The sequence below is a fragment of the Novosphingobium sp. genome, from assembly GCF_032093395.1.
Lineage (GTDB): Bacteria > Pseudomonadota > Alphaproteobacteria > Sphingomonadales > Sphingomonadaceae > Novosphingobium.
Genome location: NZ_DAMDBA010000048.1, coordinates 1 through 15,190, shown reverse-complemented (window position 1 = coordinate 15,190; position 15,190 = coordinate 1). Strand labels below are relative to the sequence as shown.

12 protein-coding genes and 1 riboswitch are annotated in these 15,190 nt (G+C 62.9%); of the genes, 3 read left to right on the top strand and 9 right to left on the bottom strand.

Annotation, left to right across the window (positions count from 1 at the left end; all coding sequences use genetic code 11):
* Window positions 1–34: 34 nt before the first annotated feature.
* The 9 genes from RT424_RS15560 to RT424_RS15520 form a co-directional block, all read right to left on the bottom strand.
* A complete protein-coding gene (locus RT424_RS15560) occupies window positions 35–2,227 on the bottom strand; it encodes a TonB-dependent receptor (RefSeq protein ID WP_313440153.1) in 2,193 nt (730 codons plus the stop codon).
* 49 nt (window positions 2,228–2,276) lie between these two features.
* Window positions 2,277–3,035: a (2Fe-2S) ferredoxin domain-containing protein gene (locus RT424_RS15555; protein ID WP_313440151.1), complete on the bottom strand. Its 759-nt coding sequence runs from the start codon at window positions 3,033–3,035 to the stop codon at window positions 2,277–2,279.
* Complete coding sequence (locus tag RT424_RS15550; RefSeq protein ID WP_313440149.1) at window positions 3,032–4,024, bottom strand: LLM class flavin-dependent oxidoreductase; 993 nt, start codon at window positions 4,022–4,024, stop codon at window positions 3,032–3,034. Before RT424_RS15550 ends, RT424_RS15555 begins: the two co-directional genes overlap by 4 nt.
* Window positions 4,021–4,788, bottom strand: coding sequence for an ABC transporter ATP-binding protein (locus RT424_RS15545; protein WP_313440147.1), 768 nt, complete (start codon window positions 4,786–4,788; stop codon window positions 4,021–4,023). Before RT424_RS15545 ends, RT424_RS15550 begins: the two co-directional genes overlap by 4 nt.
* A complete protein-coding gene (locus tag RT424_RS15540; protein WP_313440145.1) occupies window positions 4,785–5,828 on the bottom strand; it encodes an iron ABC transporter permease in 1,044 nt (347 codons plus the stop codon). Before RT424_RS15540 ends, RT424_RS15545 begins: the two co-directional genes overlap by 4 nt.
* On the bottom strand, window positions 5,825–6,934 hold the full coding sequence (locus RT424_RS15535; RefSeq protein WP_313440143.1) for an ABC transporter substrate-binding protein: 1,110 nt from the start codon (window positions 6,932–6,934) through the stop codon (window positions 5,825–5,827). The genes RT424_RS15540 and RT424_RS15535 overlap by 4 nt, the downstream gene beginning before the upstream one ends.
* Before the next feature lie 185 nt (window positions 6,935–7,119).
* A riboswitch (cobalamin riboswitch) is annotated at window positions 7,120–7,380 on the bottom strand.
* Between the two features lie 395 nt (window positions 7,381–7,775).
* Window positions 7,776–8,843, bottom strand: coding sequence for a Gfo/Idh/MocA family oxidoreductase (locus tag RT424_RS15530; protein ID WP_313440141.1), 1,068 nt, complete (start codon window positions 8,841–8,843; stop codon window positions 7,776–7,778).
* Window positions 8,844–9,114: 271 nt separating this feature from the next.
* Window positions 9,115–10,122, bottom strand: coding sequence for an alcohol dehydrogenase catalytic domain-containing protein (locus RT424_RS15525; RefSeq protein ID WP_313440139.1), 1,008 nt, complete (start codon window positions 10,120–10,122; stop codon window positions 9,115–9,117).
* Window positions 10,119–11,324, bottom strand: a complete 1,206-nt coding sequence (locus RT424_RS15520) for a sulfotransferase (RefSeq protein WP_313440137.1) — start codon at window positions 11,322–11,324, stop codon at window positions 10,119–10,121. The genes RT424_RS15525 and RT424_RS15520 overlap by 4 nt, the downstream gene beginning before the upstream one ends.
* A 312-nt stretch (window positions 11,325–11,636) precedes the next feature.
* Between RT424_RS15520 and RT424_RS15515 the strand changes: the two genes are divergently transcribed.
* The 3 genes from RT424_RS15515 to RT424_RS15505 all read left to right on the top strand — a co-directional run bounded on the left by RT424_RS15515 (window position 11,637) and on the right by RT424_RS15505 (window position 14,839).
* Window positions 11,637–12,809 carry a hypothetical protein gene (locus RT424_RS15515; RefSeq protein WP_313440135.1) on the top strand — a complete coding sequence of 391 codons (1,173 nt, stop codon included), beginning with the start codon at window positions 11,637–11,639 and terminating at the stop codon, window positions 12,807–12,809.
* Window positions 12,810–12,852: 43 nt separating this feature from the next.
* Window positions 12,853–14,028 (top strand): hypothetical protein, encoded by a 1,176-nt coding sequence (locus RT424_RS15510; protein WP_313440133.1) that lies wholly within the window; start codon window positions 12,853–12,855, stop codon window positions 14,026–14,028.
* A 184-nt stretch (window positions 14,029–14,212) separates the two neighbouring features.
* On the top strand, window positions 14,213–14,839 hold the full coding sequence (locus tag RT424_RS15505; RefSeq protein WP_313440131.1) for a TetR/AcrR family transcriptional regulator: 627 nt from the start codon (window positions 14,213–14,215) through the stop codon (window positions 14,837–14,839).
* Window positions 14,840–15,190 lie beyond the last annotated feature (351 nt).

The window sequence follows — 15,190 nt, the reverse complement described above, 5'->3', positions numbered from 1 at the left end:
GCCGTCGTCGCGGCGCGGCACCGGGATAGCCATGTTAAAAGTCGGCCTGCACGGAAAGCTGGAAAGTGCGCGGCATAGAAAGCCCGAAGGTCGTCGAGCCGCCTCGGCCCATCCAGTAGCTTTTGTCGGCCAGGTTGATCACGCTGGCGCTCAGTTTGACGGGATAAGAAGCTACCCGCAGCCGATAGTTGGCGCCCGCATCGAACGACACGAAGGCGGGAATCCGCGTGCGGCCATTGCTGCCGGAATCGATGAAGGCTTCGCCATTGTAGATGGCGCGGCCGGTCAGGCCGAGGCTTTCCAGCGGGCGGAACTCGAACCCGGCCGTGCCGCTCCATTCCGACACGCCGTTGACGAACTTGCCGTCGGCCAGCCCCCCGTTGGTCTTCCGGCGTTCTGCATCCAGGTAAAGGCCACCCAGCGTTACCGTCCATTGCCGTGCCAGCTGGCCGACCGTGGACAGCTCGACGCCGCGATAGCGGTTCTTGCCGTCCGCATCGCGGCGGAACGTCGTCGTGCTGACCGGCACGTCGATCAGGTTCTGCTGGTCCATCTCGAAAACTGCCAGCGTGGTCAGCATGCCGCCCTTTTGCAGTTTCATGCCGACCTCGTTCTGCTTCGATCGCATGGGTGCCAGCACGGCACCCGCATTGACGTAGCGGCTGTCGTTGCTGACCATCTGTCCGCGCGAGAAGCTCTCGGTGTGACCGGCATAGATCGAGAAATCGGGCGTAACCCGATACGTCAGGCCGGCGGTAGGCAGTACGTTGTCGTTCTTGATGCGCTTGCCGGTGAGTTCGTTCAGGAAATTCTCGTCCTTGAGCGAGGCGGCCAGCAGGAGGTCGAACTTGCCCAGCGTGATGATGTCGGTCAGCGTCACGCCCAGGTTCTTCTCGGTCCACTGAAGCACGGGCGTGCGTAGTGCCGGCAGCGGGTAGAATGCGGGACCGTAAGCGACTCCATCGTAGAGGTTGCCGCGGATCTGGCCGGTCGCGCTGTTGTTGGTGTCGTTCCAGTATTTGGCGAAGGAGTAGTCTACCGCCAGGGCAATCTTGTGCGCCAGAGGGCCGGTCCGGAAAGCGCCTCGAATGCCCAGCTGGGCATACTGGTTCAGCGTCTTTTCGTTCTGCGCATTGGAAACGTTGGCGGTCACGAATGCACCCGCATCGTTGAAGCGCAGCGCTGAACTGGAGTTGTATTTGTAACCCTTCTTCTCCTGCGCGCCGAAGTTAGCGAAGATGGACCAGGTATCGCTGATGCGCTGCTCGTGGTTCAGCGCCGCGATATAGCCGTGCATCAGCTTGGTGGTCTCCGGGAAGTCGTAATTGGTGTCGGCCTTGGGAACTTTCGGCAGTTCGGTGCCGGTGCCGCTGAAGGTGAACCAGCGCTGGCCGCCATTGATCCGCAGGTCGAAGTAGCCACCGAACAGATTGGTCGTGCTGCTGGCGCCCTTGTGGTCGATGTTGACGAAGATGTTCTTGCTGTTGTTCTCCGCGCCCTTCAGCGAGAGGCCGCCATCCATGTATTCGGCATTGGCGCGAATGCCCCATTCCTTGCCTTCTCCGAACCGTCGCGCCACCTCGAAATAGAGCCCCAGGTTGCTGCGGCCAGAGAAGGTGCCGGTAACGCGGTTGACGTCTTCGTTCGGGGCCGACTTGGTCACGACGTTGATCGTGCCGGGCGCAGCGGTGGCGCCGCTGTCGGTTCCGTTGTTCGACATGCTGACGCCATTGACGGCAGCGTTCGGGCCGGATGCGATATCGATCCGATCGATGATGTGGGCAGGGGGCGTCGTGAACTGTGAGAACAGGCTGGGGATGCCGTTCAGCAGCATGTGATTGCCGTTCATGTTGACGCCGCGCATGCTGAAGTCGGTGTACATCGGCGAACTGGTGCTGGAACGGATCGACGGATTGTTCTGCAGCACGTTGGCCAACGGCAGGCTGGGGTTGTGGAACAGTTCAAGCGACTTCGCGGACATGCTCGTCAGCGAGTAGGGGATTTGCATGATCGACGTGTCGCCCAGAATGCCAAGCCGCCCCTCGTCCTGAAGCAATCCGCCGGGAAGCGGACGCGATTCCGTGACGATGATGGTCTGCTTGCCGTCATTGGCACGCCTCTCTGCCGTCGTGGTCTCGTCCTGTGCGTGGACCGGCGCGGGGGCCAGCGTTGGAGCGAGCGCCGTAAGTGTGGCAACTCCCAGGCCGCGAGTGATAAGCTTGGACATGAATCCCCCTTTGTGAAAACCGAAATGTCGTGAGAATGGTGATGGCGGGTCAGGCGCTGCCTTTGCGCAAGCGCTGCTTGCGGCCGTCCGCCGGGTAGGCATAGGCCTCCGCGACCTGGCCGGAGAGGATGTGATCCCGGATGATCGCATCGATGCCGGCCTCATCGACGCCGCCATAAGTCGTTCCGGCAGGCCAGACCTGCACCACCGGCGCCAGGCTGCAGGGACCAAGGCAGGTGCTCTTGGCACTCATCATGCCTTCGCCAACGGTGCGCAGAGACTGGCGTGCCTGCTCGTTGCGCAAATGGCCCCATACCAATGCGGCCCCTGCGGCGGTGCACGGCGCGCCGTGGCACACCAGCATGCGATGCTTCTGAGCCGGTACGATCGATCCTTCGGCCTTGAGCACCGGCTCGGGCGGCTGCGGCCAGTCATGCGTGGCAGCGACGGCGCGCGCCAGAAGATCGCCCGCGCCCGGCAACGCCATCGGCGGCGGTGCCAGCAGGACCGGAGGCCAGGCTCGCTCGTCGCCCGCGCGCCATCGCGCCAGCGCCTTGGCGATCCAGTTGGCGAAGCTCGGTTCCCTGGGGACCAGCAGAGGCACCAGTACGATGCGGCCGGCCCCCGCATCGATCCGTTCGGACAGACATTCCCGCAAGGCAGGTTCGCCCTGCTCGGTAAAGGCAAAGGATGTGTGAGCCGCCACGCCGCTGTTGGCCAGCGCATCGCACAGGGCCTGCATCTCCGCGATCGGTGCGGCAGCGATCGCGGAGCGGGCGACGACGATCACGTCAGGCCTGTCGATCATGCCGAAACTCCCATGGCGGCACCGATCAGGGCGCAGGACCGATGCCGGGCGGCGCGATCGTGGACCCATGTCGTAAGGACGAGTTCGGCGGCATCGAAGCGACGTGCCAGCGTGGTCAACCGCTGCGCGACATCACCCGTTTCCCCGACGAAGGAATAGTCGAGCGTCCGCTCGATCCGTTCGCGTTCCGCCGCCGAATAGGCCAGCCCGGCGGCCAGATCGGGCGACACCATGCCGCCGCGCTCCTTGCGATCGAGTCGAACCCGCCAGTGCCCGCGCGGGCCGTAGAGAAATCGCGCCTCCTCGGCACTATCGGCCGCCAGTGCGAAGACGTTGAGGGATAGGTGCGGGCGGTCGCCAAGCGGGCCGGGCGTGAAGTCGCTGAAGTAGCGCGCCACCGCCTCGTCGAGCAGGCCGTGGTTGAGATCGTGCGAGGCATTGAAGCAATAAGGCAGCCCAAGTCTTGCGGCGAGCGCCGCTCCGCGGGGGGAACTGCTGAGAAGCCACGGCTCCGGCACGCGCGAAACGACGGGATAGGCGCGAAGGTCGCGCTGCTCCGTTCCATCGTCGTGCAGGAAACGCAGCAGAGCTTCCACGTCCGCATCGAATGTGGCCTGTCCCTGACGGCCGAGCGCGACCGCTGCGGCGTCACTGCCGCCGGGCGAGCGCCCCAGTCCAAGGTCGATCCGGCCGGGTGCCAGCGATTCCAGGATGCGGAATTGCTCGGCGACCTTCAGCGGCGCGTAATGCGACAGCAGCACCCCCGCCGTGCCAACGCGGAGGCGCTCGGTCACGGCGGCGATCGCAGCGGCGAGAATCTCGGGGGCGGTACCTATGTTGGCGGAACCGTTGTGATGCTCGGCCAGCCAGTAGCGTTTGAACCCCATCGCCTCGCATGTTCGCGCAAAGGAGACGGCGTCCCGGATCACGTGTTCGTGGGCGATGCCCTCGATGGCGGGCGACTGGTCGAGATAGGAGAGCGCGATCATGCCTGGGCCACCGGGACGACGAAGGGCAGTCCATCGATCTCGCCGACGCTTGCCTTGATGCCGAAGGCGCCGCGCAGATGCTCCGGCGTCAGAACTTCCCGCCAAGGCCCGGCAGCACGGATGCGCCCCTGTTCCATCAGGACAAGGCGATCGGCGAAACGAGCTGCCGCTGAAAGGTCGTGAATCGCAATGAGGGCGCCGACCTGCAACTCGTCCACCATTTCCCGGACAATCAGGAGGGCTTCCAACTGATGGTGCAGGTCCAACGCGCTCGTCGGCTCGTCCAGCAGCAGGTAACCTGCTTCCTGCACGAAGGCCCGGGCGAGCAGGACGCGCTGACGCTCGCCGCCGCTCAACTCGTCGAAGGCGCGGGTTTCCATGCCTTTCAGGTCGAACCTAACAAGCGCCGCTTCGACCTTCTGCGACCGCCGTTTCGCCGTGTCTTCTGCGCGATGCGGAGATCGGCCGAGCGCCACCATTTCCTGGACCGACAGCGCCATCGTCTCCCCGCTGGCCTGTGGAACGTAGGCGATGCGCCGCGCCACTTGCGGACGGGAGAGCGAGGTCAGGCGCGCTCCATCGATGCTGACCTCACCCTCGACCGGTCGCCACAGGCCGTCGAGGCAGCGGATAAGGCTGCTTTTGCCTGCGCCGTTGGCTCCGACAAGGCAGACCAGTTCGCCCGGCTCCAGCGTGAAGTCGATGCCGGACAGGACGCTGCGCTTGCCGCGCGTCACGCTCAGCGATGTGCAGGACAGGCTCATGCGCCTTGCCTCGCGCGGCCAAGCAAGAGATGAAGGAAGATCGGCACCCCGAGGTAGGCGACGACGATGCCTGCCGGAACGACAACCGGGGCGAATAGCAGCCGGCCCGCCAGATCGGCCAGAAGCAGCAGCAATGCCCCTACCAGCGCCGAGAACGGCAAGAGCACGCGATGATCGCCGCCGACGACGAGGCGGCCGATATGCGGCGCCACCAGCCCGACAAAGCCGATCACGCCCGCGTAGCTGACGATCGCAGCGGTCACGAGCACGGCGGCTACCGTGACGACGACGCGGGTGCGCGCCACGGGAAAGCCCAGCGAGCTGGCGACTTCGTCTCCGCCCGCAGCGAAGGCATTGAGTGCCCAGCTGTGCGCGGCGAGCACCGGAAGCACGATGCCCAGGATCACGCCTGTCACGATGACCGCCTGCCAGGTCGCGCCGTTTACCGAACCGAAGGCCCAATGGACGATCACCGCCAATTGCTGCTCGGTCGCGACGAACTGGAGAGTGGAGGACAAAGCGCCGAACAGGTAGGATAGCCCGACGCCCGACAGTACCAGGATCGTGCCGGTAACGCCGCGCAGCGCGGAAAGCCCGAGCACCAGAAATGCGCAGGCCAGTGCGGCCAAGAAGGCCGCTATGACGACAGGCGCATAGCTGCCCGCGCCGCCATCTCCGCTTGCCAGGATCGCAAGGGATGCGCCGAAGCTGGCGGCAGGCGAAATACCGATAGTGTAGGGGCTCACCAGTGGATTGCGGGTGATCCCCTGCATCGCCACGCCTGCCGCGGCCAGTCCGGCCCCGGCAATGATCGCCAACAAGGTGCGCGGCAGACGCAAGGTTATCAGAATCGCCTGATAGGACGAGGTCACGTCGGGCCGCCATTCTATCGGGAGCAACGGCGCGATCATGGCCTTGAGGCCCGTCGAAATCGGCAGGTGCTGTATGCCGTGGAGCGTCGCGAACGTGCTGATGCAAACCAGCAGCAGGGCGAGTACCGCAAATGCCGTCAGACGCCGGGCCGAGACACCGGCGATCATGTGCGTACCTCGCTGAGGCTGGCCGAATAGCCGTGCCGCGCAGGCACGTGCTGAAAACGTGTCAGCCATTCGGCCATCACTGCCTCGGGATCGACGTCACGGAAGCGCTCGGGATAGAGCCACTTGGCGACTTGCAGGGCGCCGATGATCTTGGAACACCCGCCCGCGAGGTAATAGGAAACATGGTGGACTTGGCCGTCGCGCACGGCCGGGATCGTCGCGAAACCGGGACGTGCGGCTATTCGCTCCAGCACGGCGCGCGAGAACGCGCGCGGGTGCGGGGCGTACTGGCCGGGCTGGAGCTTGATGATGACGTCCGGTTTGCGCGCGATCACTTCCTCGGGATCGACGGTGAAACCCTGCGATGTGCCGCGTGCAGCGTTGCCGGCGGAAATCGTGACGTCACGGAAAACGTTGATGCCGCCGCCCGTCTCGATCATGTCGTGCCAGCCCGAACCCGGCAGCAGCGTGCGGTAATCACCCACCTCTTCAAGATAGACCCGCTTGCGCTTTACCCCTTGCAGGCGCTGGCTCAGCAGGTCGCGCCAGTGCCGGTAGAAGGCATTGAGTGCCTCGGCCTCCTTCGGCTTTTCGAACAGACGACCAAGCAGGGTCGCGTTCGGCTCGTGCTTGAGCACGTCCCATGCCGTGACGACGGCAACGGGAATGCCGAGCGGCGTCAGCAGCCGGTCGGCTTCGGCCCAGGCGCCGTTGCGCGGCATGATCACCAGGTCAGGCGCGAGGTTCGTCACAGCATCGTAGTTGGGGGTGGACTGGCCCTGACCGACGACCGCGACGCCGCGCAGTTCCGACCAGTAGGCCCGCTCCTTCGCGGTGCTGGCGTCGATACCGACGATGGGTCCGGTGCCGGCGATGGCCCGCACGAATTCGACGTTGTAGCGGTTGAACACGACCACGCGGCGCACCGGGGCTTTCACCGAAACGGCGCGGCCCACATCATCGGTGAAGGTGATGCCCTGCGCTGCAACCGGCGCTGCAAACGGTGGGACAACCTGCGGGGCGCTATTGCGCCATGCGCCAAAGATGCCGATCACCAGCAAGAGGGCGATCAGCAACGGCCAGAAGAACCGCCTGGAAAGAACCATTTGAACTCCCCGGTCGCGTCAACGGCAACTGGCCGGGCCTGCCATGCACGCAATGCACAGCGAAACGCGCACGGCCGGCGGACGCCCCGGACAGGCGCCGACCCTGCTCGCCCTGCGGCCCAACCGCATGGTTGTCGCTTCAAACGGAAAAGTCCCCGTGCCCCGGCCATCCCCTGGACCAAGACGATAAGCGACCAGACGCCGGCAGGTCTCCTGGCTCGTGGGTCACCGCGCGATGCACGGCCTTCCCAGGCCTCGCATGATTTAGCGTCCGGCCCAGTGGCTGGCGGAGCGAGACAGTTGCCGCACCGCACATGTACATCGCGCTCGCCACTTACAGTTGCAGGGACAGCCTCGGATTCGCATGGCCTGTCCTGGCGGAATGGCCATCCTCACCGCGTTCCCTATTAAGTTCCTTTCGGAACACCGGCGCGATCTTGTCCGGCATTTGTGGCGCCGGACGCGGTGGCTGTTACAGCGAGCGGTTCTTGGTCGCAAGCTATCAATGGAAAATCCCTGCCACCCTTTGCAGCACATCCATGCCATCGATTTGACTTCTAATAGCCCACTCCCGAAGTTCTCGGCCCCATATCGTCCGACCTCGGCATCGCGCCGGCTTGTGTTGTGCTCAACATCAATTTGCACGGTGTGGCGGGCTCACCTGTCGATCTCGACCAAAGTGACCAGGGAAAAATACAAATCCCTCAGCGGCGGTCTCCTGCCGTCGCTACGGTTTGAGGCGCTTCGCTGAGCGAGCAGTGCACTTACGGAATTGTCCAAGCCGCCTGGAGTATCGGCAGCGAATGTCGCAAGTCCTTATGGCGCTGTCGGCAGATCACATTCATCCCAGAACTTGCAGAGCGCCGCCCTGGGCGTTCGACGCGCGCATGGCGTCCATGATCTTCATGCATTCCAGCCCATCGCGAAACGTCGGAATTTTCACTATACCGGAGTCTTCACTGCCCTCTATTTCGGCTTTCAACGCTTTCAGCAGACGCGTGAAAGGGGCAATCTCGAAATGGGCAGGGCGAGCGGTCGCGGGCGGATTGCCGGTGAGGGGCGCCAGGGGCAGTTCGAGGTCCGGCGGAACGTCGAGCTGGCGCGTCCCGTTGCTGTCCGCAACAAAGACTTTTCCGCCGTCGATCCACAGGGTGCCCTTGGATCCCGCGCATCGGCACAGGCTGGCCGGCTGACCCCATGCGCCTGCCGATTGCTGCATGGAACCTTCGACCCCGCTCTTCGTCAGGAAGCGCATCGAGTACGAATCCTCGGCAACGCCGTCCCGGTCGGAAACTGTCAGAAGGTTCGCGCTCAGGGACTGCAAGTCGCCGAACCAGACCCGCACCTGATCGACAAGATGCGATCCACCGGCGCCAAGCCAGCCGCCACCCGCATCCCGGTCGAACCACCAGCCGGGCAATCGGGCATCGGGGTCCGCGCAGAAGGGGATGAACTGATCGAGGACTAAAAACCGGGGTTCGCCTATAAGGCCGCCACGAATGGCTTCGCCGAACAGCACTCGCTCGGGCAGCCAGCGGAATTCGTGCGAAACCATATGGACGATCCGCTTCTCCTCCGCTGCGCTCAGAAGAGCTGCGGCTTCGGACGCGTCCCGCGCGAAGGGTTTTTCGCATAGGACATGGCATCCTCGCGCGATCGCCTGGTGAGCAAGCTTCCCATGCGTGGCCGGCGTGGTCGCGATCGTGACCAGCAGGGCGTCCGTTGCGGTAATGGCTTCATCCAAATCGGTAAAGTAAGCCGGTATCGCATTATCGGCGGCCTTTTTGGCCAGTCTCTGTTTATCCTGCCCGACGAGTGCGACTACGTCGAAGCCGGCTGCACGGAGCGCGGGGACATGTATCCGACAGCCGAAACCGGTGCCGACGACAATCGCCGGGATGGCTTTCATGCAGTTATCCCTTACTTTGGAACCATCGTTCACTTGCCGCTCTCCGCAAGCGTCAAGCATCTGGCCAGATCGCGATGGAATTTGCTTGTGAACACGCGGCGTTACTCTCGATAAAGTTTCGCAAAGCACCCACTGTCGAGTTTTGCGCGACGGATCGGGTGTCGTCCTAATACGTGCGATGTCCGAGCGGCTTTGCGGATCACATGGAGAATGCTTCAAGCCGTTTATGCAATACAATTATTTGAAAAATATATATTATCTGATTGGGATATCAGAAGGTGACGTGAACCTTGGTTTCTTCGTTGGGGCCGCGCAACATCGCCAGGGTGGCAGGAAGCTCATCGAGCGCGATCGTCTTCGAGATGATGGCCTTGGGGTCGGCATGGCCTTTGTCCATCTGGTCGGCGATGTAGAGAAACTCCCTCATCGAGTACCCGACCGAAAAGAGCATCGAGGCGCACTTGTAGGATGCTATAGCGGGTATGACGGGATCGGGAGAAGTGCAGAACCCCAGGCTGACGATCCGCCCGAAAGGCGCGACATGGTTGAGAGCTGTCATCAACATGCCCTCCGCCCCGGCGCATTCCAGCACAATGGCGGGTGCTCCTCCCATGGCTTCGACAACCTCGCCGATCTCGTTTTCGCCATATGTGATGAAGCTGTTCGCCCCCATCTCAAGGGCAAGTGCTTCGCGGCGAGTGGATCGCGACATTACAGCGATCCTGCCGGCTCCGAGCCTGCGGGCCCAGTAGACGGCATAGAGAGCCACCGTTCCGGCTCCCAACACCAGAACGCTGTCGCCGGGGCGGATCGAGGCGAGCTGAACGCCATAGAGGCTGATCGCCAACGGCTCGATGAGCGCTCCGTCGGACATCGAGAGCACGGAAGGCAGAGGCGTGGCGACGCTCTGGGGAACGACCGCGAACTCGGAAAAGCCGAACATCGCAGAGCCGGGCTTGTCCTCGCAAAGCACATTGTTTCCGTGGGCACGACAGGTCTTGCAGGTGCCGCAGCCTACCGATGGCAGAACCGAAATCCGCTCGCCGACCCGCAAGTGCTCGACGCCGGATCCGAGTTCCATGATTTCGCCGGCATACTCATGTCCGAACTGCACACGGGAGCCGTAGTCCCAAGCGCCGCCCCGCGTCATGGCGAGGTCCGTTCCGCAGATGCCGCAGCGCGAGACGCGGATCAGCACTTCACCGTAGCCGGGGCGGGGCTCTGGAACGGACTCGATCGTGACGGGCTCGCCCCGGCCCGGGTAGATGGCTGCTTTCACTGGCTCGTCTCCACAAGATCGTAGCGCTCGATATAGTTGCGGAAGGGTTCGCGGGCCTGATCCGCGGTCATGCCGAAATCGGCGATATCGTACTTGTGCGTGCCACGAGCGAGTTCGGGCTTTTCCGCGATCCGTTGTGCGAAACCGGGGCGAAGCCCCTCGGGAATATCCATGTCGATGAAGGCGTAGATGCGTTCGAGAACCTTCATGGGGTTCGCATGGAAATCGGCGTGAACCACGTCGAGCACCTTGCCGGGATGATGCTTGCGGACCTGCTCGGCTTTCTCGACAGCCTCGGCCCACTTGGCGACTTCGCGGATCAGCATGTTTTCCGAACGCTCCTGACTGCGTCCTTCCTCGAAAAGCGGATGCAGGTTCATCATCAGCGATACCAATGACGGGATTGCCTTGCCCGGATCGCGGTGGGTCTGGATGACTTTCGCATCCGGGAAGACAGCGAAGAGCAGGTCCAGGTTCTCGATATGCCCGGGGTTCTTGAGAAGCCAGCGTTTGTCCGGCTCATTGCTGCCGATCAGTTGGACGCAGGAGCGGAAGTAATCGTAGGAAGCCGCCTCCGATTGGCTCCGCCACCAGGCGTCATAGCTCTGCGCGGAAGGGCCGGAACAGGCCAGGATGTTGGACGTGAAGCCGTGCCACAGGATCATGCAGCATTCGTGGACTTCCTCCGCCGCCCGAAAATGGGCCGCCTGGTGATCGGGCGCCGCGGCATGCTGCGCGCCGATGCCCGCCATGGTCTTGCGGAACTGCGGGTAGTCGCTCCAGGCTTCGATGGGAGGCCGCGGCATCGGAGAATCGATGAGCCACGTCTGCAGACCTTGAAAGCGGGGATCGACAGCCATCAATCTGTGCAGCGCGGTCGTTCCCGTGCGGGGGACGCCGGTGATGATCACGGGGCTTACGACAGGATGACGATCGAAGCCGGCATGGTCCTTCATGGAGCGATAGGCATGCGCGCGTCCGCGAAGCACTGCGACGATCTGGCCCCATGCGGCGCGACGGCCGTGCGCATGAAAGCGAGGATCGTAATCCATCGCATGAAGATAGGCGTCGAGCCCAGGAAGATAGTCGGCCGGACCGAAATCGTCGCTCCCGATTTCGTCTGCCACCAGCGCGTGCAAGGCTTCGCTGGCATGGCGGAAGGTGTTCGGCGGATCGTAGCTCAGGTCCATCGTGATTATCACCTCGCCCGCGGCTCCAGGGCTATGATCAGCCGTGGCGGTTCTTGTTCGACCGTTCAATGATCCAGGGGTGCAGTAAGACAGTCAAGGCTATCCTAATTCCGGTGGCCTTATATCATGTCCGCGATGTGGAAGGCATTCGGTAGAAACTTCTTGCGACCCCCGCATAAGATAGCGCATGCTTTCTTCGTCCCGATATCTGACGGGGGATGCTTGGGCGAGACAGGGTAACCGGGGGTTGTAACCGGGCGTTCTGGGCATCGTTACATCGCTTGGCCTCGAACGGACGCGGGCGGAACGGGTGAGAGGTCATTCATGGATTCTTCGATAGACCCGTTTGCCGGCTACCTTTTGCCCCTTGAGGACGCTGTCCGGGAACTGGCGAACACTTGGCATCCGGATGATCCCGCCTATCGGGCGGAAGTCTACCGGCAGGCCCTCATGAACCTGTCCCACGGCTATTTCGTCCACTTCAATGCCGACGCCGAGCATCCTGACTGGAGCCCCCTCTACAACCCGGTGTTCCTGTGTCAGCCCAATCCGGACGACATATATCTCTTCAGCCCGATACGCGACGATCTGACATACCGCGTGAGCGGGGAGCGGGGGACGGTGAGCAAGCTGATCTTCGTGACCCAGCGGGGCATCCCCGGCACTCTCGAAACGGTCGGCGAATACGACGCGGTCAGCAGCATAGACGATACCGATTTCAGGGTCGGTACCGACGGGAGGTTGGAGATCGTATTCAGCGCCGTTCGGCCCGAAGGATATGAAGGGAATTGGTCCCAGCTGAAGCCGGGCGCAGACTGCATCTTCGTGCGCTACCGCATGATCGACTGGGGTTGCGAGATCGATCCCCAACTGAGCATCGAGTGCCTGGACGAAGTGCCGCCCAAACCGCGCCTTTCGGCAGAGGAGATTGTGGAGCGTCTGAAGCTTCAGATGCGGATTCCCCGCAATCAGAACCGGCTTTTCTACAAGATGCAGAACGACATCCTGGAAGCGGCGGGAAAGAACAGGATTCATCCGGTGCGGCTGCCGGGGCTCGACAAGCAGCTCTATTGGCCGGCTGTCTTCTCGTTCGAGAACGATGAAGCGCTGATCATCGAAACCGAGATGCCGGCAATCGCGCGGTACTGGAACATCCAGCTCAACGATCCCCTGTTCAATTCAGTCGAGTACGTATACCGGCATAGCAGCATCAACGGCTCCACGGCGATCATCGATGGCGACGGAATGCTTCGTGTCGTTATCGCGCTGACCGATCCGGGCGTTCCCAACTGGCTTGATCCCGCCGGCTTCACCGAAGGAACGCTCTACGGGCGCTGGTACGACTGTTCCAGCCTGCCCATTCCCAGCATCACCAGAGTGAAGCTGGCGGATCTGCGCGCATACTTGCCGTCCGACACGCCAACCGTCGCTCCGTCCGAGCGTGAGGATGCCCTGCGCAGGCGCGTGCGGGCCGCCCAGCGCAGACGTCGCTGGTAGCTGATGGACGCAGCCAGACTGGAATTTAAAGCGGAGACGGAATGTGGCGACCAAGACTGCTTCGATTTTGAATTGCCTAGAGGATCTCGAACTGGCGGTGGACAATCTGGCGGATAGCTGGAGACCCGACGATCCGGCTTATCGCGCCGATGTCTATCGCCAGACGATGACGAGCCTTTCCTACGCCTATTTCATGTATTTCCATGCCGATGCCGAGCATCCGGACTGGGCGCCGCTTTGGAACCCGGTGTTCACGCTCCAGCCCAACCCGGACGATATCTACGTCCAGTCGCCGATCAGAGGCGACCTTTCCTACCGCGTCTCGGGCAACCGCGGAACGTGCAGGATACTTTCCTTCACGACGCAGAAGGCCCTGTCGGGGACGGTCGACGAGATGCCCCGTCCCAACGGGCACAACGAGGTGGACTGCGATGACCTTGGTATCGGGCTGGGAGAGGATTTCGAAATCCTGTTCAGCGCGGTGCGGCCGGAAGGGCATGACGGCCTTTGGGCGCCGATCGACCCGGAAGCTCGCGGGATGTACCTGCGCTATCGAATGTACGATTGGGAAAACGAGATCGATCCCCAGCTTTCGATCGAGTGCCTGGACCCGGTCCCTCCCAAGCCCCGGCTTTCACCTCAGGAAATTCTCACCAGGATAGGCGAGATGGCCCGGTTCCCGGTTCGCAAGACGAACCTCTATTATCCCATGCAGAACGGCGTGAAGGACAGGGTGGGTTTCAACGTGTTCGAGCCCGTCCGCATGCCCGGCGCCCTGGTCAAGCAGGTCTACTGGCCAGCCTGCTTCCAGTTCGACGAGGACGAGGCGCTCATCATCGAGACGGAGGTTCCTGAAAAGGCGCCTTACTGGAACATCCAGCTCAATGATCCGCTCTTCAACGCGCTGGAATACGTCTATCGGCTTTCGAGCACCAACGGGGCGACGGCCAGGCTTTCCTCGGATGGGCGATTTCGCGCGGTGATTTCGCTCAGCGATCCCGGCGTTCCCAACTGGCTCGACCCGGCCGGCTATACCGAAGGCGGAATCTACGGGCGCTGGTACGATTGCAGTTCGGAGCCGGTGCCGACCATCACGCGGGTCAAGCTGGAGGAACTGCGCGGTCACCTCCCGACGGACACGGCGCAGGTCACCCCTGCCGAGCGGCGTGAGGAGATCGCGCGGCGCGTGCGAGCCTGCCAGCGCCGCCGCCGCTGGTGAGGCCAGCCTGCCGCAGGCGGGGAGGGGGCAAGGGCGAAAGAATTCATTCCGGCGAGCACATGGTGCCGACGCGGGCCGTCTCGCTGCGGCTAGTGGTAAAATGCGCTGCGAGGCTTTAGGTATTCCGAATGAGATGGAGCAGGTTGAAAAGTCCTGCGGGTTCGGATCGTCTACGGAGAAGAGTTTGGCCACGCCGATCGACAAGCCGCGTCGAAGACGCGCGCCCTCGCAGGTCCGGGAGGAAATTCTTCGCGCTGCAGAGGCGGAGTATTCAAGGTACGGCTTTTCCGGCGCTACGACCGCGGCGATCGCTGCGCGTGCCAATACCACCGAGACGCAAATTTTCCGCTACTTCAGCTCGAAGGCCGAGTTGTTCCGCGAAGCGATCCAACGCCCGCTAGACCGTCACCTGCAAGGCTTCATGTCCGATTCCTTGACGGACACAGAAGCCCCCCTCGAAACGCGTGCCGTTTCGTACATCGCCGAATTGCAGGATTTCATCGTCGAGCACCAGCGGATGTTCCTCTCGCTGATCATGGCCGAGACGGGAAAAGCCGGCGACGTGGCGGGCATGGCCGGCGTCGATGCGCTGCACGACTATTTCGCGCGCGGGGCCGAGGTCGTCCGAGACCGCACGTGTGGCGCCGACAAGTTGCCTCCGGAACTGATGGTGCGGATAAGCTTCGCCTCACTGCTGGGCTGTGTGCTTTTCAAGGATTGGCTTTATCCGGAAGGCATGGCCGACGATGAGCAGTTGAGGGCAGCGACCACTCGGTTCGTTATGGACGGGATTTACTCGGATCCCGTGTAGCCAATCCGCGGCGGATACGACACGCGTTACCCAGGGCCACGGCCGCGTGCCGCCCCAGACTGCGAGCATTTCCTTCGAACCGGTGTAACGGTCACGCAACCGTTTCGCCGGATCCCGTTCGACCCATGCGATCGCGGCGTCCGGGGCCGATATCGCCAGCATCTCGAGATTCTGGCCGAGATTGCTCCGCCAGCCGAGCGCTTCGTCGACTGCTGGTCGCGGCGATGCTGGCGGGCATAGCGACAAGCGCGGGCGCGCAGGACCAGGGGGACCTGACCGTGCCGGTTTCCGCGCCAGACCATCTCTCGGCCGCGCAAGTGTTCGCGCTGGCCGGGGAGGCGCGTGATCGCC

Bases quoted from the DNA above. Each gene is read 5' to 3' on its own strand.
- RT424_RS15560 (WP_313440153.1), bottom strand. From the start codon at position 2,227: ATGTCCAAGCTTATCACTCGCGGCCTGGGAGTTGCCACACTTACGGCG.
- RT424_RS15555 (WP_313440151.1), bottom strand. From the start codon at position 3,035: ATGATCGACAGGCCTGACGTGATCGTCGTCGCCCGCTCCGCGATCGCT.
- RT424_RS15550 (WP_313440149.1), bottom strand. From the start codon at position 4,024: ATGATCGCGCTCTCCTATCTCGACCAGTCGCCCGCCATCGAGGGCATC.
- RT424_RS15545 (WP_313440147.1), bottom strand. From the start codon at position 4,788: ATGAGCCTGTCCTGCACATCGCTGAGCGTGACGCGCGGCAAGCGCAGC.
- RT424_RS15540 (WP_313440145.1), bottom strand. From the start codon at position 5,828: ATGATCGCCGGTGTCTCGGCCCGGCGTCTGACGGCATTTGCGGTACTC.
- RT424_RS15535 (WP_313440143.1), bottom strand. From the start codon at position 6,934: ATGGTTCTTTCCAGGCGGTTCTTCTGGCCGTTGCTGATCGCCCTCTTG.
- RT424_RS15530 (WP_313440141.1), bottom strand. From the start codon at position 8,843: ATGAAAGCCATCCCGGCGATTGTCGTCGGCACCGGTTTCGGCTGTCGG.
- RT424_RS15515 (WP_313440135.1), top strand. From the start codon at position 11,637: ATGGATTCTTCGATAGACCCGTTTGCCGGCTACCTTTTGCCCCTTGAG.